The sequence below is a fragment of the Tepidimonas charontis genome, assembly GCF_007556685.1.
In the GTDB taxonomy this organism is placed as follows: domain Bacteria; phylum Pseudomonadota; class Gammaproteobacteria; order Burkholderiales; family Burkholderiaceae_C; genus Tepidimonas; species Tepidimonas charontis.
The window spans coordinates 1-20582 of the sequence record NZ_VJON01000023.1 but is presented as its reverse complement, the minus strand read 5'-3'; the positions used below and the strand labels follow the sequence as shown (position 1 = coordinate 20582).

The 20582-nt window shown below is 68.0% G+C and carries 17 protein-coding genes, 1 pseudogene and 1 riboswitch; of the genes and pseudogenes, 10 read left to right on the top strand and 8 right to left on the bottom strand.

The window, feature by feature from the left end:
* Nucleotides 1-24: 24 nt before the first annotated feature.
* Entirely contained in the window at nucleotides 25-1782 is a 1758-nt protein-coding gene (locus Tchar_RS07910) for a nitrite/sulfite reductase (protein ID WP_144328522.1), read from the bottom strand.
* 77 nt (nucleotides 1783-1859) lie between these two features.
* Nucleotides 1860-2402, bottom strand: coding sequence for a sirohydrochlorin chelatase (locus tag Tchar_RS07905; RefSeq protein WP_201739333.1), 543 nt, complete (start codon nucleotides 2400-2402; stop codon nucleotides 1860-1862).
* A gap of 133 nt (nucleotides 2403-2535) precedes the next feature.
* Here Tchar_RS07905 and Tchar_RS07900 point away from each other — a divergent pair, with 133 nt between their 5' ends.
* Nucleotides 2536-3846 (top strand): aspartate aminotransferase family protein, encoded by a 1311-nt coding sequence (locus Tchar_RS07900; protein ID WP_236640391.1) that lies wholly within the window; start codon nucleotides 2536-2538, stop codon nucleotides 3844-3846.
* A gap of 20 nt (nucleotides 3847-3866) precedes the next feature.
* Here Tchar_RS07900 and metW read toward each other — a convergent pair whose 3' ends face one another.
* The gene (gene metW / locus Tchar_RS07895; protein WP_144328520.1) at nucleotides 3867-4451 is read right to left on the bottom strand and encodes a methionine biosynthesis protein MetW; all 585 of its coding nucleotides are present in this window, start codon (nucleotides 4449-4451) and stop codon (nucleotides 3867-3869) included.
* A gap of 4 nt (nucleotides 4452-4455) precedes the next feature.
* The gene (gene metX / locus Tchar_RS07890) at nucleotides 4456-5673 is read right to left on the bottom strand and encodes a homoserine O-succinyltransferase MetX (RefSeq protein ID WP_328592039.1); all 1218 of its coding nucleotides are present in this window, start codon (nucleotides 5671-5673) and stop codon (nucleotides 4456-4458) included.
* Between the two features lie 24 nt (nucleotides 5674-5697).
* Nucleotides 5698-5774: riboswitch (SAM riboswitch) on the bottom strand.
* A gap of 39 nt (nucleotides 5775-5813) precedes the next feature.
* Between metX and Tchar_RS07885 the strand changes: the two genes are divergently transcribed.
* Nucleotides 5814-6662 (top strand): formate/nitrite transporter family protein, encoded by an 849-nt coding sequence (locus tag Tchar_RS07885; protein ID WP_144328518.1) that lies wholly within the window; start codon nucleotides 5814-5816, stop codon nucleotides 6660-6662.
* A gap of 222 nt (nucleotides 6663-6884) precedes the next feature.
* The gene (locus tag Tchar_RS07880) at nucleotides 6885-7253 is read left to right on the top strand and encodes an RNA recognition motif domain-containing protein (protein WP_144328517.1); all 369 of its coding nucleotides are present in this window, start codon (nucleotides 6885-6887) and stop codon (nucleotides 7251-7253) included.
* Here Tchar_RS07880 and lptC read toward each other — a convergent pair.
* From lptC to Tchar_RS07865, 3 genes are read right to left on the bottom strand one after another with little or no spacing between them, the layout of a single operon-like run.
* Nucleotides 7247-7918, bottom strand: coding sequence for an LPS export ABC transporter periplasmic protein LptC (gene lptC, locus Tchar_RS07875; protein ID WP_144328516.1), 672 nt, complete (start codon nucleotides 7916-7918; stop codon nucleotides 7247-7249). The two genes, Tchar_RS07880 and lptC, sit on opposite strands and share 7 nt — an antisense overlap.
* Nucleotides 7915-8463, bottom strand: coding sequence for a KdsC family phosphatase (locus Tchar_RS07870; protein ID WP_144328515.1), 549 nt, complete (start codon nucleotides 8461-8463; stop codon nucleotides 7915-7917). The genes lptC and Tchar_RS07870 overlap by 4 nt, the downstream gene beginning before the upstream one ends.
* Complete coding sequence (locus Tchar_RS07865; RefSeq protein ID WP_144328514.1) at nucleotides 8463-9587, bottom strand: KpsF/GutQ family sugar-phosphate isomerase; 1125 nt, start codon at nucleotides 9585-9587, stop codon at nucleotides 8463-8465. The genes Tchar_RS07870 and Tchar_RS07865 overlap by 1 nt, the downstream gene beginning before the upstream one ends.
* A 44-nt stretch (nucleotides 9588-9631) precedes the next feature.
* Between Tchar_RS07865 and Tchar_RS07860 the strand changes: the two genes are divergently transcribed.
* The 7 genes from Tchar_RS07860 (at nucleotide 9632) to Tchar_RS07830 (ending at nucleotide 20190) form a co-directional block, all read left to right on the top strand.
* Nucleotides 9632-11617, top strand: a complete 1986-nt coding sequence (locus Tchar_RS07860; RefSeq protein ID WP_144328513.1) for a monovalent cation:proton antiporter family protein — start codon at nucleotides 9632-9634, stop codon at nucleotides 11615-11617.
* Nucleotides 11618-11625: 8 nt separating this feature from the next.
* Nucleotides 11626-12171, top strand: coding sequence for an adenine phosphoribosyltransferase (locus Tchar_RS07855; protein ID WP_408033544.1), 546 nt, complete (start codon nucleotides 11626-11628; stop codon nucleotides 12169-12171).
* A 211-nt stretch (nucleotides 12172-12382) separates the two neighbouring features.
* Nucleotides 12383-12880, top strand: a complete 498-nt coding sequence (locus Tchar_RS07850; RefSeq protein WP_236640388.1) for a chemotaxis protein CheW — start codon at nucleotides 12383-12385, stop codon at nucleotides 12878-12880.
* Nucleotides 12881-12894: 14 nt separating this feature from the next.
* The gene (locus Tchar_RS07845) at nucleotides 12895-14214 is read left to right on the top strand and encodes a methyl-accepting chemotaxis protein (protein ID WP_161595481.1); all 1320 of its coding nucleotides are present in this window, start codon (nucleotides 12895-12897) and stop codon (nucleotides 14212-14214) included.
* A 132-nt stretch (nucleotides 14215-14346) separates the two neighbouring features.
* On the top strand, nucleotides 14347-16251 hold the full coding sequence (locus tag Tchar_RS07840; RefSeq protein WP_144328510.1) for a methyl-accepting chemotaxis protein: 1905 nt from the start codon (nucleotides 14347-14349) through the stop codon (nucleotides 16249-16251).
* 214 nt (nucleotides 16252-16465) lie between these two features.
* Nucleotides 16466-18595 (top strand): putative bifunctional diguanylate cyclase/phosphodiesterase, encoded by a 2130-nt coding sequence (locus Tchar_RS07835; protein ID WP_144328509.1) that lies wholly within the window; start codon nucleotides 16466-16468, stop codon nucleotides 18593-18595.
* A gap of 86 nt (nucleotides 18596-18681) precedes the next feature.
* Nucleotides 18682-20190 (top strand): M20/M25/M40 family metallo-hydrolase, encoded by a 1509-nt coding sequence (locus tag Tchar_RS07830; RefSeq protein WP_144328508.1) that lies wholly within the window; start codon nucleotides 18682-18684, stop codon nucleotides 20188-20190.
* A gap of 26 nt (nucleotides 20191-20216) precedes the next feature.
* Here the strand turns inward: Tchar_RS07830 and Tchar_RS07825 are convergent.
* Nucleotides 20217-20453: pseudogene (locus Tchar_RS07825) on the bottom strand (MFS transporter); the annotation flags it as partial.
* Nucleotides 20454-20582 lie beyond the last annotated feature (129 nt).

Sequence of the window (20582 nt, the reverse complement as noted above, 5' to 3'; positions counted from 1 at the left end):
GCAAGACGCAGAGATCGATGGTGGTCAGCTCAGGGCAGCGGTGTGGGTGCGCACGGCGTCGGTGACCTCGCGAAACGCGCTGATGCCCACGCGCCGCACGGTGTCGAGCAGCCGCTCGCCGGGCTGGCGCCATTGCAGATAGGCCTCGAGCACGGCCTCGATGGCGTCACCGATTTCATCGGCGGCAAAGGCCGGGCCCACCACCCGCCCGGGCTGGGCCGGCCCGTGGCGCTGCTGGCCGTCGGAGCCGCTCAGGGTCAGCTGGTACCACTCGCTGCCGTCCTTGTCCACCCCCAGCACGCCGATGTGGCCGCTGTGGTGGTGACCGCACGAGTTCATGCAGCCACTGATGTGCAGCGCCACCTCGCCGATCGCTTCCAGTTCCTCCGGGTCTTGAAAGCGCTGCAGGATGTGTTGCGCCAGCGGCAGCGAGCGCGCATTGGCCAGCGCGCACAGGTCTCCGCCCGGGCAGGCGATCAGATCGGTCAACAGCCCATGGTTGGGGGAGGCAAAACCGGCGGCGCGCGCCGCTTGCCACAGCGCCGGCAAGTCGGCCTGGCGTACCCAGGGCAGCAGTACGTTTTGCTCGTGTGTCACGCGCGCCTCGCCGGCGCTGAAGCGCTCGGCCAGTGCGGCCAAGGCGTCGAGCTGCTCGGCAGTGACGTCACCCGGCGCTTGCCCGACGCGCTTGAGCGACAGCGTCACCGCGCACAAGCCCGGCAGCCGGTGCGCATGCACCTGGCGCTGACGCCAGCGCTGGTAGGCTGGCGAGTTGGGTGCCGGGTCGCTCGGGCCGGACGCTGCCACGGACGCACTGGGCTGCGGTGTGGGGGCGGTGTCCAGTGCCGCCGGCGGGGCGGAGAAGCACGCCTGCACACGCTCGAGCTGCGCTGGCGTCAGGCGCAGCGCCGTGCGCAGCGCATCGTCGCGCTGCATGGCCTCGAACTCCTGGCGCACCGCCTGGGCAAAGCGGTCGCCCTCGGCCTTGACCAAAATCTTGATGCGCGCTTTGTACAGGTTGTCGCGCCGCCCAAATAGGTTGTACTGGCGCAGCACGGCCTCCAGATACAACAAAATGTCTTGCCAGGGCACGGACGGGTGCAGCTCGGGCGCAATCAGCGGTGTGCGCCCCATACCGCCGCCCACCAACACCCGAAACCCCACCTCGCCCGCGGCATTGCGGCGCAATTGCAGCCCGATGTCGTGCCAAGCGGTGGCGGCGCGGTCGTCCTCGGCGCCGGTGACGGCGATTTTGAATTTACGCGGCAAAAACGCGAATTCCGGGTGTACCGTACTCCACTGGCGCAGCAGTTCGCAGTACGGGCGCGGGTCCACCTCCTCATCGGGCGCGATGCCGGCCAGCGCGTCGGTGGTGATGTTGCGCACGCAGTTGCCGCTGGTCTGGATGCCGTGCAGGTCGGCTTCGGCCAGCACGTCCATCACGTCGGCGGCGCGCTCCAGCGCAATCCAGTTGAACTGGATGTTTTGTCGCGTCGTGAAGTGCCCATAGCCACCCTGCCCAGCGAAGGGGCCGGTGGTGACGCGGTCGAACTCGCGTGCCACCCGCGCCAGGGTGCGCAGTTGGGCGCTGCTGAGCTCCCCATATGGAATGGCCACGCGCAGCATGGGGGCGTGGCGTTGCAGGTACCAGCCGTTTTGCAGCCGCAACGGCTTGAAGTCATCGGCGCTGAGCTGCCCAGCCAAGTAGCGCTGTAGCTGGTCACGAAACTGCGCCGCGCGCTGGCGGATGAAGCGTCGATCGGTGTCGGAGTAGCGGTACATCGCAGGCCATCGGGTCGTCGATGGCCGCTATTCTGTTTGGAAGTTATGAAAAAACAAACGAAAAGATCGTTTTATATCTATAACTGCGGTGCATATGGCGGCACACGCTCGCCCCAGTCGAGGGCGATGGCGGCCAGTGCCTGCACCAAGCGTGTGTCTTCGCCAATGGGCGGCGCCAGCGACCAGTGCACCTGCGGGTGGCGTTGCTGCAGCGCCTCCAGCAGCCGGGGCAAATCGTGGCGGACATGGCCGCCCACGCCCAAAAACAGCGGCAGCACCACCACCTGCCGGCAGCCCACTTCGCTCAAATAGTCGCCGGCACTGGGCAGATCGGGCGCCATGAATTCCAAAAACGCCAGGGTGACCGCCCATTGGGGGCGCGCCGCCCGCACCGCTTGCGCCACCTGCTCGAACGGGCGCGCCCACTGCGGGTCGCGTGCTCCGTGGGCGAACAAAATCAGCCCCAGCGGTGGTGGTGCTGGCGCGTCCGCTCGTGTGGTGGGTGGTGCGTCCTGGGGGGCTGCTGGTGCCGGGGCCGCTTCGGCAGGGGCCTCTGGCGCCGCGGCCGTTGGGGTTGTTGGGGCCGGGGCGGCTGCGCTGGGGTGGTTTTGCGTGCTCATCGCGCGCATAATGGCATGAGTCGCCCATTTTGTGTTCTCAAGCGCCATGGATTTGTCCGATCGCCCCGAAACGCTCCGCGCTGCCTTTGCCGTGCCCACCAGTGCCGAATTACGCCCCGGCGGTGCGGATTGGATGGCTGCGCACTGGATGCCCTTTACCGGCAACCGTCAGTTCAAGGCCGACCCGCGCTGGGTGGTGGCGGCCGACGGGGCGTATCTGATCGACGCCGACGGCCGCCGGGTCTTCGATGGCTTGTCGGGCCTGTGGTGCACGGGGCTGGGGCACGGGCGGCGCGAAATCGTCCAGGCTGTCCAGCGTCAGGTCGCCACACTGGACTACGCCCCCGCCTTTCAGTTTGGTCATCCGTTGTCGTTCGAACTGGCCAATCGCATCGTCGAGCGCATGCCGGCGGGCCTCAACCGCGTCTTTTTCACTGGCTCGGGGTCCGAAGCGGCGGATACCGCGCTCAAAATCGCGAGGGCCTATTGGCGCGCGCGCGGGCAAGCCAGCAAGACGCGCTTCATCGGCCGCGTCAAGGGTTACCACGGGGTCAACTTCGGCGGCATTTCGGTGGGTGGCATCGTCGGTAACCGCAAGCTGTTCGGGCAAGCGGTGGAGGCCGACCACCTGCCACACACCCAGCCGCCGGCGGGCAGCTTCTACCGTGGCCAGCCCCCGGCCGATGCGCCGTATGCCCAGACCCTGGCCGAGCAACTGCTCGACCTCATCGCCCTGCACGACGCCTCCACCATCGCCGCGGTGATCGTCGAGCCGTTTTCCGGTTCGGCCGGCGTGGTGGTGCCGCCGGTGGGCTATCTGCAGCGGCTGCGCGACATCTGTACCCAGCACGACATCCTGCTCATCTTCGACGAGGTCATCACCGGCTTTGGCCGCTGCGGCGCCTGGACCGCAGCCGAGGCCTTCGGCGTCGTGCCCGACGTGCTCAATTTTGCCAAGCAGGTGACCAACGGCGTGCAGCCGCTGGGTGGCGTGGTGGTGCGGCAAGACATCTACGACACCTTCATGGCCGCGGGCGGGCCCGAGTACGCGCTGGAGTTGCCGCACGGCTATACCTACTCGGCCCACCCGGTGGCCTGTGCGGCGGGCCTGGCGGCATTGCATCTGCTGCAGCACGACGAGGCGTTGGCGCGTGTGCGCGCCCTCGCGCCGGTGTTCGAAGCCAAGGTGCATGCGCTGCGCGGGGCGTCGCCGCACGTGACGGATATTCGCAACTACGGATTGGCCGCAGGGCTGACCCTGGCGCCCGTGCCCGGCGAGCCGCTCAAGCGCCCGTTCGAGGTGGCCATGCGCATGTGGGCCAAGGGCTTTTACGTGCGCTACGGTGGCGATACCGTGCAATTGGCCCCGCCCTTCATCAGCACCGAAGCGCAGATCGATGACCTGTGCGACGCCTTGGGCCAGACGCTGCGCGAGCTGACGTGAAGGATGTGCGCCGGCCGGCATCAGCGCTTGGCCAGCTTGAACACCGCGGTGCTGGCCAGCAAATTGGGGAAGGTGCGCACCACGCGGCCTTCCTCCAGCCCGAAGGCGTCTTCGATGTGCAGGCCCAGACGCCGCGCCAGTACTTCGAAGTCAGCAAAAGTGCCCACGCGGATGTTGGGCGTGTCGTACCACTGGTAGGGCAGGCGCTTGGTCACCGGCATACGGCCGGCGAGCACGCGCAGCCGGTTGGGCCAGTGGGCAAAGTTCGGAAAGGCGACGATGGCGCTGCGGCCCACGCGCGCGGTCTCGCGCAGCATGGTCTCGGCATTGCGCAGGTGCTGCAGCGTGTCGATTTGTAGCACCACGTCGAAGCTGTCGTCGGCAAAGATGGCCAGCCCCTGCTCCAAGTTGAGCTGCAGTACGTCCAGGCCGCGCTGCAAACAGGCCAGCACCTGGGCGTCATCGATCTCGATACCGTAGCCACTGCAGCCGCGCGCCTGGCGCAGATACGCCAGCAGTGCGCCGTCACCACAGCCGAGGTCGAGCACCCGCGCGCCGCGCGGCACCCACTGGGCGATCAGTTCCTGGGTCAAACGGTCGCTCATGGCTTCACTCCTGGGCGCGGCAGGCTGCCGCTACACGGTGCTGGAAGTACGCGCGCACGGCGGCGTGATAGCGTGCGTCGTCGAGCAAAAAGGCGTCGTGCCCGTGCGGGGCGTCGATTTCGCAGTAGCTGACGCAGCGCCGGTTGTCCAGTAATGCTTTGACGATTTCGCGGCTGCGTGCCGGCGAAAAACGCCAGTCGGTGCTAAACGACACCAACAAGAAGTCGGCTCGTGCGCGCGCCAGTGCCGCACTCAGGTCGCCGTCGTAGGCGCGGGCGGGGTCGAAGTAGTCCAGCGCGCGCGTGATCAGCAAATAGGTGTTGGCGTCGAAATATTCGCTGAACTTGTCACCCTGGTAGCGCAGGTAGCTCTCAATTTCGAACTCCACCTCCTGCGTGGTGTAGCGGTACGCCAGCCGCTCGGCGGTCTCGACATCGCCGTCGCGCATCGCCTCCACCAATGGGCGCAGGCGGCGGCCGAATTTTTCGTTCATGACGTCGTCGCTCAAATAGGTGATGTGGCCGATCATGCGGGCGATGCGCAAGCCACGCCGCGGCTTGGTGCCGTGCCGCAGGTAGTCGCCGCCGTGGAAGTCGGGGTCGGTGACGATGGCGCGCCGCGCCACCTCGTTGAAGGCGATGTTTTCGGCGGTCAGGTTCGGGGCGCTGGCGATGATGACGGCGTGCCGCACGCGCTGCGGGTATTGCAGCGTCCACGACAGCGCCTGCATGCCACCCAAACTGCCGCCCATCACCGCGGCCAGCCGCTCGATGCCCAGCGCATCCAGTAGCCGCGCCTGGGCGTTGACCCAATCCTCCACCGTGACCACCGGAAAATCCGCCCCCCAGGGCTGACCGGTAGCGGGGTTGAGGTGGGTGGGGCCGGTGGAGCCGAAGCACGAGCCGATGTTGTTGACGCCGATGACGAAAAAACGGTTCGTGTCCACCGGCTTGCCCGGGCCGACCATGTTGTGCCACCAGCCCTCGCTCTTGGGCAGTGGCTGGCCGTGTGCGTCGGTATAGTGGCCCGCCACGTGATGCGAGGCATTGAGGGCGTGGCAGATTAACACCGCGTTGTCGCGCGCGGGCGACAGCGTGCCGTAGGTTTCGTAGACCAGTTCGTAGGCCGGCAGTTGCGCGCCGCCTTGCAGCGGCAGCGGCTCGGTGAATGACAAGCGTTGAGGTGCGACGATCACGGAGGTGTCCTTCCAGTGCGCCGTGATCGAGGGATGCCTGCGGGCCCGCCGCACGGTGGTGGCCCTTCCTCTTTAGCGGTATTTGTTACGCGCCCGCAAGCGGGACCCAAATCGGCGCTGTCTGCAGTATAACGGCAGTGGGCACCACGCCCGGGGAGATGTGCCAGATGTCCGAGTTGTTGGGGTTCGATGCCTACGCACCGCGCGAAGTCGCGCGCCGGATCGAAACGGTGGGGGTGGCCAAGGCCAACATGGCCACGTTGCCCTTGCTGATGCTGGGGGTTTTGGCGGGGGCCTTCATTGCGCTGGGCGGCTTTGCTTTCCTCATCGTCAAGGCCGACGCCAGCCTGGGCTGGGCCGCCTCCCAATGGTTGGGCGGGTTGGTGTTTTCCGTGGGGTTGTTGATGGTGGTGGTGGCTGGCGCCGAGCTGTTCACCGGCAACAACCTGCTCGCGATGGCCTGGGCAGAGGGGCTGATCGGCACGCGCGCAGTGCTGCGCAACTGGCTCTTGGTGTGCATGGCCAACTTCGCCGGTGCCGCTGGGATGGCGCTGCTGATCCACCTCAGCGGCCAGACCGAGCTGCACGGCGGCGCCCTGGGCGCGCGCGTGGTGCAAATCGCTCAGGCCAAACAGGAGCTGTCGTGGACGCAGGCGTTTTTCCGCGGCGTGCTGTGCAACGTGTTGGTTTGTTTGGCGGTGTGGATGGCGATGGCCGGCCGCAGCGTGGTAGACAAGGCGGTGGCGATCGTGCCGTCCATTGCCACGTTCGTGGCGGCGGGTTTCGAGCACAGCATCGCCAACATGTTTTTCTTCCCCTTGGCGATGTGGGTGCAGGCGGAGTCCGCGGTGGGCGCGCCGGTGACGGTGAGCGGCATGTTGGCCAACCTGGTGCCGGTGATTGCCGGCAACTTGGTCGGCGGAAGTGTATTCGTGGGGTTGACCTACCACCTGATCTACCGGCGCGGCCTGGGCGGCGCGGCGCCGTCCGCCGACGCTGCGCCGCCGCATCCCTGACCCCCGAGTGTTGTTTTGGCGCAAAGTTGTGCAGGCATGGCTGCCTTTCGTCGACGTCGCTACCCACAACGGTGAGAAAGCGCGCATAATGGGCGCAGTCAGATGTCCGCGACATCTGGCGTGAGGTGACCGGTTGGTTTCGCGTGCTGCAGTTGGTTGACTTGTGTGCCGTCGGGGCTCCGTCCCTTGTTTCGTTGTTTCGTGTGTTTTCAGGAGTCCCAGATGGGCAACAAGTTGTACGTCGGCAATCTGCCGTATTCGGTGCGTGATGGCGATCTCGAGCAAGCTTTCAGCGCCTATGGTCAGGTGGCCAGTGCCAAGGTGATGATGGAGCGCGATACCGGCCGCTCCAAAGGCTTTGGTTTCGTCGAAATGGGCAGCGACGCCGAGGCCCAGGCAGCCATTTCCGGCCTCAATGGGCAGTCGATGGGCGGGCGTAATCTGGTCGTCAACGAGGCGCGCCCGATGGAGCCGCGGCCGCCGCGCAGCGGTGGGTTTGGCAGCGGCCGTCGCGATGGCGGCGGCTTCGGTGGCGGCGAAGGCCAATTCCGCAGCCCCTATGGCGCGGGTCGCCGCCGCGACAGCTACTGATCGGCGGTGCGGCGTGCCACGAGCGTGGCGCGCACCTGTCCTTGCAAATCCAGTGTTCCGCGCGCTTCGTCGTAGCGCAACTGGTTGCCGAGCAGTGTGTCGGCCCCGCGTGTGATGCGCACCGGCTGATCCGACCGCAGCAGCCGCTCTTGCGTCAGCCACGTCAGCGTCTCACCCTCGAAGGTCAGGCGCGGCGTGGCTTTTTCGTGTGCGCCGCGCGATGCGCTCGAGCCGGGCGCCGAAGTCTGCCGCACCACACGCACCGCGCCGTCCAGCCGGTAGGTGCGGCGGTCGTCGTCGGTGTGCAGTGTGCGGGCCCATGCCTCGGTTTGCACGCCGCTGGACGCATCGCGCCGCAGCAAATAGGCGTCGAGCACGCGAGTGTCGCGGCTGGCCGGGAAATGGTCCAGTTGGCGTCCCCGCAGCGTCAGCTCCCGCGTACCGTCGGCGCGGTAGCGGTGCCATTCGAAGTGTTGCAGCCGGGTGTCGGGCTGGCCTTGGGTCAGCGGCGGCTGTGGCGTCGGCGCCGCTGGCATGGGGGTGCGCTGGACGATTGCATAACTGCCCAGCGCCAGTGCCCCCATCAGCAACACGGGCAAATACAGCGACGCCTGGTCCCACAAGCGCCGCAGGCGGGCGCCTAGGTCGGGGCGGGCCACCTTCATGCGTCCAGAGCCTCCTGCAGCAAAGGCCGGTAGTGGCCGCTGGCCACCAACAGCAGGTCGCAAAACTCCCGTGCCGCGCCGGCCCCGGGCAGCGCGTGCGTAATGTAGTGCGCGTGCGCGCGCACCTCGATGTGCGCGGTGGGCGGCGCTGCAGCCAGTGCACAGCGACGCAGCACCGGCAAGTCGGGCCAATCGTCGCCGATGGCCGCCGCCTGCGACCAGTCCAGGCCGAGCGTTTGCAGCAGCGCCTGTGCCGCGGCGCGCTTGGCCTCGGTGCCAAAACGCGCATGGCGCACGCCCAAGGCATGCAGGCGCTGCCGCAGTGCGGCCGAGTCGCGCCCGGTGATGACCACCGGCTCGATGCCCGCGCGCAGCAGCAATTTCAGTCCGTGCCCGTCCAGGGTATGAAAGCGTTTGAGCTGCTCACCCTCGGGGCCGTAGTACAGGCCACCATCGGTCAGCACCCCGTCGATATCGAAAAACGCCACCCGCACGTCTTGCGCGCGCAGCAGCACCTCGGGGGCGAAGTTCAGGGCGGGCGTCATCAAATCACCTTCGCGCGCATCAGGTCGTGGTGGTTCAGCGCGCCCACCAAACCGCCGTCGTCGTCCACCACCAGCACGCTGGTGATACGGTGCTGCTCCATCAGGGCGGCCGCCTCCACCGCCAGCATACCCGGGCGCACCGTGCGTGGGTCGGGGTGCATGATGGCTTGGGCGGTCAGGCAGCGTAAATCCTCGCCGACGTGGCGCTCGATGAGGCGGCGCAGATCGCCATCGGTAAAGATGCCGATCGGCCGCCCGGCGGCGTTGACCACGGCGGTCGCCCCCAGCCCCTTGGCGCTCATCTCGCGCATCACCTCGGTCAACGTGGCGTGTGGCGGCACACGCGGCGTGGCCGCCAGCGGCCGCATGACGTCGCGCACCAGCGTCAGCAAGCGCCGCCCGAGCGCCCCGCCGGGGTGCGAGCGCGCGAAGTCGTCCGGCTGAAAGCCGCGCGCGCTCAGCAGCGCCACGGCCAGCGCATCCCCCATGGCCAGCTGCGCGGTGGTGCTGGCGGTGGGGGCCAGATTGAGCGGGCAGGCCTCGCGCGCCACGGCGGTATCGAGCACGATGTCGGCGTGGCGCGCCAGCGTGGAGTCGGTGCGCCCAGTCATCGCCACCAGCGGCACGCCCATGCGCTTGATCAGCGGCACGATGGCGGTCAGCTCGTCGCTTTCGCCGGAATTGCTGATCGCCAGCACGGCGTCACTCGGGGTGATCATGCCTAAGTCCCCGTGGCTGGCTTCGGCCGGATGCATGAACAGCGCCGGCGTGCCGGTGGAGGCCAAGGTAGCGGCGATTTTGCGCCCCACGTGGCCGCTTTTGCCCATGCCGGTGACCACCACCCGCCCGCGGCAGTGCAGCAGCGTGCGCACCGCGCGCGCAAAGCGCCCATCCAGCCGTGCCGCCAGCGCCTGCAGGCCCTCGATTTCGATGGCCAGCGCTTGCCGACCATGGGCCAGCAGCGCGTCGTCGTCGTCAGCCGCCGTGTGCAACGGTGCGGCAAGGCCCGCTGCGTTGGGAGCGGGTATGTTCGTGGCCGCGGCGGGGGCAGGCGTGGGCGCGGCGCTGGCCGGGGTCGCGGCGGCAGCGCTGTGCGCTTCGGTGGGAACGTGTGGCTGCGGCATAGGCTGCATTATCCGTGTCTGACGGGCACCGTAAGATCGCGGCTATGAACGCCCTCGACTTGGCCTTGTTGTATTTGCTGGCTGCCGTGCTCGGGGTGGTGGTGTGCCGGCTGTTGCATCTGCCCGCGATGATCGGCTATCTGGCCGTCGGCGTGCTCATTGGCCCGCATGCGCTGGCGCTGGCCCAGAACTCGGCGGGTTTGCGCTATTTGGCCGAGTTCGGGGTGGTGTTTCTGATGTTCGCCATCGGCTTGGAGTTCAGCCTGCCCAAGCTGCGCGCGATGAAGCGCCACGTATTTGGCCTGGGGGCGGCCCAAGTGGGTCTGACGGTGCTGTTGACCACGCTGGCGTCGCTGCTGCTGGGCTGGCTGCTGCCGCAATGGTGGCAGATGCACTGGCAGATGGCGCTGGCCATGGGCGGCGTCATGGCCATGAGCAGCACCGCCATCGTGGTCAAGTTGATGGCCGACCGGCTGGAGCTGGAGTCCGAGCACGGCCAGCGCATCATCGGCATCCTGTTGTTCCAGGATCTGGCCGTGGTGCCGCTGCTGGTGCTGATCCCGGCACTGGGGGCCCCACCCGAGACGCTGATGGCTTCGCTGGCGCTGGCGCTGCTGAAGGCGGCGGCGCTGTTGGCGCTGCTGCTCACCGGCGGGCAACGGCTGATGCGCTGGTGGCTGACGCTGGTGGCCCGGCGCAAGAGCCAAGAGCTGTTCATGCTGAACCTGCTGCTGGTGACCCTGGGGCTGGCGTGGCTGACCGAGCACGCCGGCCTGTCGCTGGCGTTGGGGGCGTTCGTGGCCGGTATGCTGATCGCCGAGACCGAGTACAAGCACCAGGTGGAGACCGACATCCGCCCGTTCCATGACGTTTTGCTGGGCTTGTTTTTCATCACCATCGGCATGATGCTGGACTGGCGCGTGGTGCTGGAGCGCTGGCCGCTGGTGCTGCTGTTGCTGGCGCTGTCGCTGTTGTTCAAGGTGGCGCTCATCACCGCCGTGGCGCGCGCCTTTGGGGCGCCGCTGGGGGTGTCGTTACGCGTTGGTTTGTACCTGATGCAGGCCGGCGAATTCGGGCTGGTGTTGTTGCAACTGGCCAACCAGAACGGTCTGGTGCCGCCGGCCCTGTTCAACCCGACGCTGGCGTCGATGGTGGTGTCGATGCTGCTGACGCCGCTGATCGTGCAGCACAGCAATGCCATCGTCGGGCGCCTGGTGGGCAGCGACTGGCTGCTGCAGTCGGTGCAGATGACGCAGATCGCGCGCAAGGCCATCGGTACCCAGGGGCACGTCATCATCTGCGGCTACGGGCGCTGCGGGCAGAATCTGGCCAACTTGCTCGACGCCGAGGCCATCCCCTACATGGCGCTGGACCTCGACCCGGACCGCGTGCGGCAGGCCGCTGCTGCCGGGCATTCGGTGGTATTTGGCGATGCCGCGCGCTTGCAGGCCCTCAAGGCTGCCGGCTTGTCACGGGCGGCGGCGGTCGTCATCACCTACCTGGATACGCCCAGCGCGCTGAAGGTGTTGCACCATGTGCGGCAACAGGCGCCGCACGTGCCGGTGGTGGTGCGCACGGTCGATGATGCCGACCTGGCCCGCCTGCAAGCCGCGGGCGCCACCGAAGTGGTACCCGAGGCGCTGGAAGCCAGCCTGATGCTGGCCAGCCACGCGCTGGCCTTGGTGGGCGTGCCGCTGCGCCGCGTGGTGCGCCTGGTGCAGCAGCAGCGCGATGCGCGCTACCAACTGCTGCGCGGCTACTTCCATGGCGCCGATGACGACGACAGCGAGGAGGCACAGCACGAACGCCTGGCCACCGTGGTGCTGCCGCGCGCCGGCCCCACGGTGGGCCGCCGCTTGGGCGAACTGGCACTCGAAGCGCTGGGCGTGCAGGTGATGAGCGTGCGGCGCGCCAACGGCGAGCGCTTGCACCCCACGGACGACGTGACGTTGCAAGGCGGTGACGCGGTGGTGCTGTTCGGTCTGCCGGCGGCGTTGGCGCTGGCCGAAGCGCGCCTGCTGGCCGGATAATGCGCGCCATGGACACCTCTGCCTACCTCAAAGCGCACATTCGCACCGTCCCCGACTGGCCGGCGCCGGGCGTGCAATTTCGCGATATCACGCCGCTGTTGCAAGACCCGAAGGTGTTTCGGGTGCTCATCGACACCTTTGTCCACCGCTACATGGATCGTGACATGCGGCCCGACGTCGTTGCCGGGTTGGACGCGCGCGGCTTCATCATCGGCTCGGTGGTGGCCTACGAGCTGGGGGTGGGCTTCGTGCCGATTCGCAAGAAAGGCAAGCTGCCCTTCACCACGGTGGAGGAGACCTACGAACTCGAATACGGCAGCGCCACCGTCGAGCTGCACACCGACGCCGTGCGGCCCGGCGACCGCGTGCTGCTCATCGACGACCTGATCGCCACCGGCGGCACCATGATGGCCGGCAAAAAGCTGCTGGAAAAACTCGGCGCCACGGTGCGTGAGGGCGCGGCCATCGTCGCCCTGCCGGAGTTGGGCGGCGTGCAACGCTTGCAACAAGCGGGGCTGCCGCTGTTCACCCTGGTCAGCTTCGAGGGCCATTGAATCGGCGCCATGGAATGCAGCGGCCAGATTGACGCTGCGCGTGCGCATCGTCATCGCGGGGCCTGCCTGAACCACCGCTGAGCGCTTTTTTTGCTTGCGTTGTCGCCATTTTGCGGTAACCTTCGGCCACACCGGTGCGCCACTCGCCCATGCCGCAGCGTTGCTGCAGCCGTCGCGCGGGTGGGTTGACCCCATGACCGAAGGAGAACCGATGTCTGTCGTCGCCGCTGCCGCCGCGCCTGTTGCCGGGGCGTCTTCCGCCAGTGCCGAATACCTCACCTTCCGCCTGGGGGCGGAGGAGTACGGCATCGACATCCTGCGCGTGCAGGAGATTCGTTCCTACGAAGCGCCCACCCGCATCGCCAACGCGCCGCGGCACATGCTGGGCGTGGTCAACCTGCGCGGGGTCATCGTCCCGGTGGTGGACCTGCGCATCAAGCTCGGCTGCGCCAGCGTCGAGTACAACGGCCTGACGGTGGTCATCGTCCTCAATGTCAAAGGGCGTGTGGTGGGCGTGGTCGTCGATTCGGTGTCGGACGTGCTGGAGCTGCCGCGCGAGCACATCCGTCCGGCGCCCGAGATGACCTCCAGCACCGTCGATACCGCCTTCATCACCGGCATCGCCAGCGTGGGCGAGCGCATGTTGATCCTGATGGACATCGAAGCGCTGATGAGCAGCCCGGACATGGGGCTGATGGACGCAACCTGAGACCGGAGGACACGATGACCGGATGGATGCGGGCCTGGAGCGTGCGCGTGCGTATGCTCGGCGCCATAGGCGTCGTCATGGCGCTGCTGCTGGCCGTGGCTGGGGTAGGGGTGTGGGCGGTGTACCACATGCAAATCGCGCAACACGAAGCCCTCACCTTGGCCTGGGAGGCCACGGCGGGCAAGACCGGTGAGGCGTTTGCCAATGAGATGATCCGCCTGACCGAGCGCGGCGAAACCATCAAATGGCAGGCGGTCGGCGCGTTGCTGGCTGCCGCTTTCGTGGCCCTGCTGATCGTGGCGCCCACCACCTGGGCCAATCTGCGCAGCATCGTGGTGCCGGTGCAACAGGCGCAGGGTATGGCGGTGGCGATCGCGCGCGGTGACCTCACCACCCGCGCCGACCTCGGCGGACAAGACGAGCTCACCGAGCTGATGCGCTGCTTGGCTGACATGCAGGCGTCGCTCGCCCGCACCGTGGGGGAAGTGCGCGCCGCCGCGCAAACCATCCATCACACCAGCGCCGCCATCGCGGCGGGCAACGCCGACCTGAGCGCACGCACCGAGCAGACCGCCGCGCACCTGCGCCAAACCGCCACCAGCATCGATCAAATCACCGGCAACGTGCGCGCCTCCAGCGAAGCGGCGCAGGCCGCCATCGAGCTGGCGCGCCACAATGCCGAAGCGGCCGAGCGCGGCGGTGCCCAGGTGGCCCAGGTGGTGGCCACCATGGACGGCATCCAGGCCGCCAGCCAAAAGATCGAACACATCATCGGCGTCATCGACGGTATCGCCTTTCAAACCAATATCTTGGCGCTCAATGCCGCAGTCGAGGCCGCGCGCGCCGGTGAAGCCGGGCGCGGTTTTGCGGTGGTGGCCGGCGAAGTGCGGGCGCTGGCGCAGCGCACCTCGCAGGCGGCGCGCGAGATCAAGGCGCTCATCACCGACAGCGTGCAACAGGTCAGCGAAGGCACGCAGCGCGTGCACCAGGCCGGCGCCACCATCCGCGATATCGTGGCCCACGCCGACAAAGTCTCGGCCTTCATTCGCAGCGTCACCGACGCCACGCAGCAGCAGGCGCAGGCCTTGGTGCAGGTCAATGGCGCGGTGGCGGAAGTGGACCAAATGACCGAACAAAACGCCGCCCTGGTGGCGCGCAGCGCGCAGACCGCCGAGCAGTTGCGTGCGCAGGCGCAGCGCTTGGCCGACTCGGTAGCCGTCTTCCGCCTGGCCGACGGCGCCGGCCACCCGCCGCTGATGCCGGCGGCCGTGCGCGGGCACGGCGACCCGTCCAGCTACCACGGCCCGGAGCGGCGGCGTGCCCCGGCGGCGTGAGCACGCTTGGGCGCAGCGGTATGCCGTTGCTGCCAGTGCGGTGCGCGCGGCGCTGGGTGTCAGCTCGCTGTGCGCGCATTTGCAATTCCGTTTCTATCGTTTGACCCGACCAACCGTCTAAGGAGCCTCATCATGAAGCTATTTTCTGGCTCGATCACTGCCCGACTCTATGTCGCCTTTGGTGCGGTGCTGGCGTTGTTGTTCGTCGTGCTGGGCGCGGCGTGGTATGCCGGCCACGTGACGCACGCGGCCACCGCCGACAGCGCACGACTCGATCAACTGGCCTTGACCGTCGATCGCTGGAACCGCGCCACCACCTTGCAGGCGGAGCGTACCCAGGTCATCGTGCAGTTTGGCGACACGCCTGGTGTGCTGGACTATTTTCAGCGCCAAATCCAGGCCACCCGCGCCCAGGTGGATGAGTACGAAAAAGCCGTGCTTGAGGGTATCGAGTCGATGGGACGGGCCGATCTGGTCGAGCAGCTGCGCACCGTGATGGCGCTGCGCCAGCAGCAGATCGCAGCGCGGGACGAAGTGATGGCGCGCGTGCGCGCAGGCGACATGGATGGCGCGCGGGCGCTGCGCGACAGCACGTGGGCCAAGCTGGTCGATGCATACCTCGATGCCCAGGCCAAGCTGACCCAGGCAGTACAGAAAGCGGCCGAGGCCAAGCGCGCCGAACTGAAAGCCTTGCATCAGCGCATGCTGGGGGTGGAAATCGCCCTCGGTTTGCTGGCCTTGATAATCGGCCTCGGCTTGGCGGTCTCCATCGTGCGCAGCATCCGGCGTCCCGTGCAGACCATCGTCGCGCTCAACCAACGGCTCATCGAAGGGCGGCTGGATGTGCAGATCGACCACGCGAGGACCGATGAATTCGGGGAAATCTTGCGCAGCAAGGCGCGATTCGTCGAGACGGTGCGCCGCGCCATCGACGACATCCGCGCTGCTGCTGACCAGGTGGCCGCCGCCTCGGCGCAAATCGCTCAAGGCAACCAGGATTTGTCGAGTCGAACGGAGTCGGCGGCGTCGAGCCTGCAGCAGACGGCTGCCAGCCTGGAGGAGTTGACGGAGGCGGTGCGGCACAGTGCGGAGTCGGCGCGCACGGCCAACCAGCTGGCGATGCAGGCGGCGGATGTGGCGCGCACGGGTGGGCAGACGGTGCAGCAGGCGGTGGCCTCGATGCAGGCGATTCAGGCCAGCAGCCAAAAGATTGCCGACATCACGCAGGTGATCGATGGCATTGCGTTTCAGACCAACATCTTGGCGCTGAATGCGGCGGTGGAGGCGGCGCGTGCTGGGGAGGCTGGGCGTGGGTTTGCGGTGGTGGCCGGGGAGGTGCGCTCGCTGGCGCAGCGCAGTGCGCAGGCGGCCAAGGAGATCAAGGCGCTGATCGAAGAAAGCGTGGGCAAGGTGCAAGCGGGCAGTGCGCAGGTGCAGCAGGCCGGATCCACCATGGAGCAGATCGTGGAGTCGATCCAGCGCGTGGCCGACGTGATTGGGGAGGTGACGGCGGCGGCGACGGAGCAAAGCGAAGGCATCGAGCAGGTCAATGCGGCGGTGGGGCAGCTGGACCAGATGACGCAACAGAATGCGGCGCTGGTGGAGCAAGCGACGGCGGCGGCGCAGAGTCTGCGCGAGCAGGCGGCGCGGCTGCAGCAGGCGGTGGGTTTTTTCAAGACGGGGGCGGCGGACGTGCTGCCGCCGGCGGCGCCTTCGGTGCGCCGTGCGCCGCCGGCGCCGGCGTCGGCCCCGCGCGTGGCTGCGCCGGCACCGGCGGCGCGGCTGGGCAACACGACGGGGGCGCGTGCGGCCACCCCGGCGGGCGCGTCCGTGCCCCGCGGTGGCGCATCGGCGGCCAACGCAGCGCGTGCGGCGGCGTCGGCGAAGCCGGCCGCCACAGCCCCGGCTGCGGCGGGGGCGGTGTCTGCCAGCGCGCCGCCAGCCCGTGCGGCCGCCGCAGGCGGTGGGGCGCCGGCGCGGCCGGCGCCCAAGGCGGCCGCGGCGCCGGCCGACGATGGCGATTGGGAAACCTTTTGAGGCGGGGCCCCCGCGCCCGCTTGGGTACGGGTGGCCGTTGGGCAGCACCTGTCATTCGGGTTTTCCCTGAGTTGGCGCCTCGGCTGCGGTACCCCTGCTCGTGGGAAAATGACGCTATTTTGATATCCGCCCTCAGCGCCTATCGCTGCGGGTATGCCGACTACGGCCCGCTCCCATCGGCCGGGCGGGCCGCCTTGGCCTGTGAAATCCCATCGTGACGACGCCGTTTTTTGCCAGTACCTTGCCCGGGTCGTCGGCAGCCAGTGAGGCGGTCGATGGCGCGGCGCGCAGCGGGCGACTGTCGGTGGCGGAGCTGTTCGATCACTTGCGCCACGCCTTGGTGGTGCTCGACGCCCAGGCTCGCGTCGTCGGCTACAACCACACGGCGCTGCAGCTGCTGGAGCTGCCCGAAGACCTGATGGTGACGCAGCCCGCCATCGACGAAGTGGTGCGCTGGCAGCACGCCCGCGGGGATTTGCGGGGGGATCTGGACCATCTGTTGCGGCGGGTGTGGTACCACCTCGAGCAGGTACAGGCCACGGGCGAGCCGCACGTCTATACCTACACCACCGCCAGCGGACGCACCTTGCAAGGGGCGACGATGGCCCTGCCCGGTGGCGGCTGGGTGCGCACCTACACCGATATCAGCAAGCACGCGCAGACGCTGGCGGCGCTGCGCGACAGCGAGGCGCGCTTTCGCAGCCTGACGGCCTTGTCGGCTGACTGGTACTGGGAGGCCGACGCCGAATTTCGCTACACCCGCATCGAAGGGCGCTCGATCGATCACGACGACATGACGCGCGAATTGGCGCAGCGCTTTCTGGGGCGGCGTCCGTGGGATGTCCCAGCGCTGAATCTGCCGCGCCCCGAGGACTGGGCCCCGCTGCAGCAGGCGGTGGCGCGCGGCGAGGTATTTCGGCGCTGGGAGGTGCAGCGGAAGTTGGCCGACGGGCGCACCGCGTGGTTTGCGCTCAGCGGCATGCCGATGCATGACGCCGAGGGTCGCCTGGTGGGCTACCGCGGCGTGGGGCGCGACATCACCCCGCGCAAAGAGGCCGAGGCCGCCGTGCACCGCTTGGCCTTCTACGACAGCCTCACCGGGCTGTACAACCGACGCGCCTTTCACGATCGGGTGCAACAGGCACAGGCGGCGGCGGCGCGCAGCGGCGCCTGGGCGGCGTTGTGTTTCATCGACCTGGACAACTTCAAAGATATCAACGACGCCTACGGTCACGCTACCGGCGACGAGGTGCTGCGCGAGACGGCCCGGCGCTTGCAAGCCACGGTGCGGGCCGAGGACACCATCGGCCGTCTGGGCGGTGACGAGTTCATCGTTTTGCTGGAGGATTTGTCCGCTGATCGTGAGCAAGCAGCTTGGCGCGCCCAACACGTGGGCGAAAAAATCCGTGCTGCGCTGGAGCAGCCCTTGACCATCGGCGATTTGGAGGTGGTGGCCACGCCGAGCATCGGTATTGCGCTGTTCGCCGGTGAGGGGGAGTCCGTCGAGGACATCTTGCAGCGTGCCGACATGGCGATGTATGAATCCAAGGCCGCTGGGCGCAATGCCGTGCGCTTCTTCGACCCGGCGCTGCAGGAGCGTGCACTGCTGCGGGTGGCGCTGCAGCGCGAGATGCGCCACGGTCTGCGGGCAGGCGAATTCGTGCTGCACGGTCAGCCGATCGTCGATGAACACGGCCGCGTGCGTGGACAAGAGGCCCTGCTGCGGTGGTTGCACCCGGTGCGCGGTCTGGTGTCGCCAATGCAGTTCATCCCGTTGGCGGAGGAGTCGGGCTTCATCCTGCCGCTGGGGCAGTGGGTGCTGCAGCGCGCTTGCGAGCTGCTGGCTGCCTGGGCCAACGATCCGCACCGCTGCTCGTGGACCCTGGCGGTCAACCTCAGCGCTCGCCAGTTGCGCCAAGCCGACCTGGTGCAGACGGTGCGAACCGCGCTCAAAGCCAGTGGCGCCGATCCCCGCCGCCTGAAGCTGGAGTTGACGGAGAGCCAGCTGCTGCACGACGTGGAAGACACGATCTCCAAGATGGAGGCGCTGGCCGAGATGGGGGTGCAGTTCGCGTTGGACGACTTCGGCACCGGCTACTCGTCGCTGGCGTATCTGAAGCGGCTGCCGCTGGCGCAGCTCAAAATCGACCGTACTTTCGTGCGCGATGTGCTCGACGACCCCAACGACGCGGCGATTGCCCGCACCATTTTGCAGCTGGCCGCCAGCCTGGACCTGAGCGTCGTGGCCGAAGGGGTGGAGACGGCTGCCCAGTTCGATACCCTACGCGCCATGGGCTGCCGGCTGTTTCAGGGATACCACTTCGGTCGCCCGGCGCCGCTGTGAGGCGGCGCGGTGGCGCCGCCACCGCAGGCAAGCCGACGGCGCCGCCGATGCCCCACAAGCGGGCGGAATGGCGCACAATTGGGCCGATGAACGCCCCCTTGCCCACCGCTGCCCAGCCCCCCGTGCTCGACCCCGCAGCCGTGCGAGCGCGGGTACACGAGCGCTGGCAGCGCGACATTCTGCCCGCGCTGCATCGGTATATCGAAATTCCGGCCAAGTCGCCCTTATTCGACCCCGACTGGGTGACCCATGGCCACCTGGATACCGTCCTGCGTCAAGCGGCGGATTGGGCAGCGTGCCAGCCCATCGACGGATTGACGCTGGAGATCGTGCGCCTGCAACGGCCCGATGGCACACCGCGTACTCCGGTGCTGCTGTTCGAGGTGCCCGCCCGCGCCGGTGCTGACGGCGCCCCAGCGCCCGCCAGCGGCCAGACGGTGCTGATGTACGGCCACCTGGACAAGCAGCCGGAGTTCTCTGGCTGGCGCGCCGACCTCGGTCCATGGAGTCCACGCCTGATCGATGACAGGCTGTACGGACGTGGTGGCGCCGACGATGGCTACGCCGTGTATGCCGCGCTGGCGGCGGTAGAAGCCCTGCAGGCCAGCGGGCGCCCCCATCCGCGCATCGTCGGCCTCATCGAAACCGGCGAGGAAAGTGGCTCACCCGATTTGTTGCCCACCATCGACGCGCTGCGCGCGCGCTTGGGCGACGTCGGCTTGGTGATCTGCCTGGACAGCGGTGCGGGCAACTACGACCAGTTGTGGCTGACCACCAGCCTGCGCGGCATGATCAGCGGCGTGCTGAAAGTGGAAATCTTGACCGAGGGCGTGCACTCCGGCGACGCCTCGGGCGTGGTGCCGTCGTCGTTTCGCATCCTGCGCCACGTGCTGGAGCGGCTGGAGGACAGCGCCACCGGCCGCGTGCTGCCCGACGTGTTTCACTGCGAGATTCCGGCCGAGCGCATCGCGCAGGCGCGCGCCACGGCGGCCATTCTTGGCGAGGCGGTCTGGCAGCGTTTTCCGTGGGCGCACCACGACTGCGCCGGCAGCTCGGTGTTTGCGCTGCCCACCACCACCGACCCCGTGCAGGCGCTGCTCAACCGTACCTGGCGGCCGACGCTGTCGGTCACTGGCGCCGAGGGGTTGCCAGCCTTGCGTGATGCCGGCAATGTGCTGCGGCCCTACACCGCCTTCAAGCTCAGCCTGCGCCTGCCGCCCCTGGTGGATGCCGCCGAGGCGGTGCAGCAGCTCAAGGCACTGCTGGAGGACAACGCCCCCTACCAGGCGCGTGTGACCTTCGAGCCCGAAGGGGCGGCCAATGGATGGAATGCGCCCGCCGCTGCACCGTGGTTCGAGCAGGCGCTGCACGCGGCCAGCCGGGCGCATTTCGGCGCGCCGTGTGGCGCCATCGGCCAGGGCGGCACGATTCCGCTCATGAATATGCTCAGCGCCGGTTTCCCGCAGGCGCAAATGATGGTGTGCGGCGTGCTGGGGCCCAAGAGCAATGCCCACGGACCGAACGAGTTTTTGCACGTGCCGTACGCCCAGCGGCTCACCGCTGCCGTGGCCGAAGTCCTCGCCCGTATGCCGTGACCTTGCGGCGCGCCGTCGGCGCCGCTTCAGACGCCAGAGGCGGCCGTGCGGACACGCTGCCGCAGCGCCAACGCCAGCAGCGCCAGCCCCGTCAGACCCACCGGGATGGTGGACAAGGCGTTGAGCCACCACCAACCCTGGGTCGTCACCAACGCCCCGGAGGCGAAGGCCGTCACCGCCATCGTGGCGAAGACGCCGAAGTTGATCGCCGCCTGGGCGCGATCCTTCTCTTCGGGGCGGTAGGCCTGCATGGCCAGCGTCGTGCGGTAGTGTGCTGACTTGTGTGCAAAATCGCCTGGGGTAGTAAGCGGGCGGGTGGTCATGGTAAGAGGTTGATTGCGAGATCGACCTTGAACCCTGAAGGAGGGCAAACCATGACCACGAGCAAGCAT

Coding starts and splice junctions, on each gene's coding strand:
- Tchar_RS07910 (WP_144328522.1), bottom strand. CDS start 1,782: ATGTACCGCTACTCCGACACCGATCGACGCTTCATCCGCCAGCGCGCG.
- Tchar_RS07905 (WP_201739333.1), bottom strand. CDS start 2,402: ATGAGCACGCAAAACCACCCCAGCGCAGCCGCCCCGGCCCCAACAACC.
- Tchar_RS07900 (WP_236640391.1), top strand. CDS start 2,536: ATGGCTGCGCACTGGATGCCCTTTACCGGCAACCGTCAGTTCAAGGCC.
- metW (WP_144328520.1), bottom strand. CDS start 4,451: ATGAGCGACCGTTTGACCCAGGAACTGATCGCCCAGTGGGTGCCGCGC.
- Tchar_RS07885 (WP_144328518.1), top strand. CDS start 5,814: ATGTCCGAGTTGTTGGGGTTCGATGCCTACGCACCGCGCGAAGTCGCG.
- Tchar_RS07880 (WP_144328517.1), top strand. CDS start 6,885: ATGGGCAACAAGTTGTACGTCGGCAATCTGCCGTATTCGGTGCGTGAT.
- lptC (WP_144328516.1), bottom strand. CDS start 7,918: ATGAAGGTGGCCCGCCCCGACCTAGGCGCCCGCCTGCGGCGCTTGTGG.
- Tchar_RS07870 (WP_144328515.1), bottom strand. CDS start 8,463: ATGACGCCCGCCCTGAACTTCGCCCCCGAGGTGCTGCTGCGCGCGCAA.
- Tchar_RS07865 (WP_144328514.1), bottom strand. CDS start 9,587: ATGCCGCAGCCACACGTTCCCACCGAAGCGCACAGCGCTGCCGCCGCG.
- Tchar_RS07860 (WP_144328513.1), top strand. CDS start 9,632: ATGAACGCCCTCGACTTGGCCTTGTTGTATTTGCTGGCTGCCGTGCTC.
- Tchar_RS07855 (WP_408033544.1), top strand. CDS start 11,626: ATGGACACCTCTGCCTACCTCAAAGCGCACATTCGCACCGTCCCCGAC.
- Tchar_RS07850 (WP_236640388.1), top strand. CDS start 12,383: ATGTCTGTCGTCGCCGCTGCCGCCGCGCCTGTTGCCGGGGCGTCTTCC.
- Tchar_RS07845 (WP_161595481.1), top strand. CDS start 12,895: ATGACCGGATGGATGCGGGCCTGGAGCGTGCGCGTGCGTATGCTCGGC.
- Tchar_RS07840 (WP_144328510.1), top strand. CDS start 14,347: ATGAAGCTATTTTCTGGCTCGATCACTGCCCGACTCTATGTCGCCTTT.
- Tchar_RS07830 (WP_144328508.1), top strand. CDS start 18,682: ATGAACGCCCCCTTGCCCACCGCTGCCCAGCCCCCCGTGCTCGACCCC.